Origin of the sequence: Streptomyces sp. NPDC057654 (genome assembly GCF_042800135.1) — a bacterium.
Classification (GTDB): Bacteria; Actinomycetota; Actinomycetes; order Streptomycetales; family Streptomycetaceae; genus Streptomyces.
Genome location: NZ_JBHVHQ010001335.1, coordinates 1 through 1,503, shown reverse-complemented (window position 1 = coordinate 1,503; position 1,503 = coordinate 1). Strand labels below are relative to the sequence as shown.

The window sequence follows — 1,503 nt, the reverse complement described above, 5'->3', positions numbered from 1 at the left end:
CACCGGGACGGCGGCGGCCGCGTACCGGGTGCGGCTGCGGATCGCGCTCGGCATCACGGTCACGGTGCTGATCGCGGAGCTGGTCGGCAGCGCGCTGACCGGGTCGCTGGCGCTGCTGGCGGACGCGGGCCATATGGCGACGGACGCGGTCGGGGTCTCGATGGCGCTGGTGGCGATCCATTTCGCGAACCGCCCGGCGAGCCCGCGGCGGACCTTCGGGTACGCGCGCGCCGAGATCCTGGCAGCGCTGCTGAACTGTCTGCTGCTGCTCGGCGTCGGCGGCTTCATCCTCTTCGAGGCCGTCGGGCGGCTGGTGGATCCGGCGGAGGTGCCGGGCGGGATGACGGTCGTCTTCGGTCTGGTCGGCATGGCGGCGAACCTGGTCTCTCTGGCGCTGCTGGTGCGCGGCCAGCGGGAGAGCCTGAATGTGCGCGGGGCCTTCCTGGAGGTGCTCTCGGACGCGCTGGGGTCGCTGGCGGTGGTGGTCGCGGCCCTGGTGATCATGGCTACCGGGTGGGTGCGGGCCGACCCGGTGGCCTCCCTGGTGATCGGGCTGATGATCGTGCCGCGTACCGTCAAACTGCTCCGCGAGGCACTCGACGTGCTGCTGGAGGCCGCGCCGAAGAATGTCGACATGGCCGCCGTCCGGTCGCACATCGTCGCCTTGTCCGGTGTGGAGGGCGTGCACGACCTGCATGTCTGGACCATTACGTCCGGGATGCCGGTGCTCTCCGCGCATGTGGTGGTGGACCGGGAGATCCTGGACGCCACGGGGCACGAAAAGATGCTGCACGACCTCCAGGGCTGCCTGGGCGCCCACTTCGATGTGGAGCACTGCACGTTCCAGTTGGAGCCGAGCGGACATGCTGAGCATGAAGCCAGGCTCTGTCACTGACGCCGGTGCCGCGTACGGCAGACTTGGGCCGAAGACCGACAACGAGGATGGTCCATGCCGATCACACCAGCCGAAGGCCGCGCCACGGACACCGCTGCGGTCCCCACCGCCCCTGACGGCGCCACCGAACCGATCATGCTGGAGCTGGTCGACGAGCACGGCACGACCATCGGCACCGCGGAGAAACTGTCCGCCCATATCGCCCCCGGCCGGCTGCATCGCGCCTTCTCCGTCTTCCTCTTCGACGACAGCGGGCGGCTGCTCCTCCAGCGCCGGGCGCTGGGCAAGTACCACTCCCCCGGCGTCTGGTCGAACACCTGCTGCGGCCACCCGTATCCGGAGGAGCCGCCCTTCGTCGCGGCCGCCCGCCGGACCGGGGAGGAGCTGGGGGTCGCGCCCGCGCTGATGCGCGAGGCGGGCACGGTCCGCTACAACCACCCGGACCCGGCGTCGGGCCTGGTGGAGCAGGAGTACAACCACCTCTTCGCGGGCCTGGTGCGGGCTCCGCTGCGGCCGGACCCCGAGGAGATCGGCGAGACGGCGTTCGTCACGCCGGCGGAGCTGGACGCGCTGCGCGAGCGGGGGCCGTTCTCGGCGTGGTTCATGAC

2 protein-coding genes are annotated in these 1,503 nt (G+C 71.1%); both read left to right on the top strand.

The features are described from left to right. Positions 1-895: cation diffusion facilitator family transporter (locus tag ACFU99_RS43365; RefSeq protein ID WP_384404232.1), on the top strand; the 895-nt coding region annotated here is incomplete at its 5' end. A 54-nt stretch (positions 896-949) separates the two neighbouring features. Next, on the top strand, positions 950-1,503 hold a 554-nt coding region (idi, locus tag ACFU99_RS43360), incomplete at its 3' end, for an isopentenyl-diphosphate Delta-isomerase (RefSeq protein ID WP_384404229.1).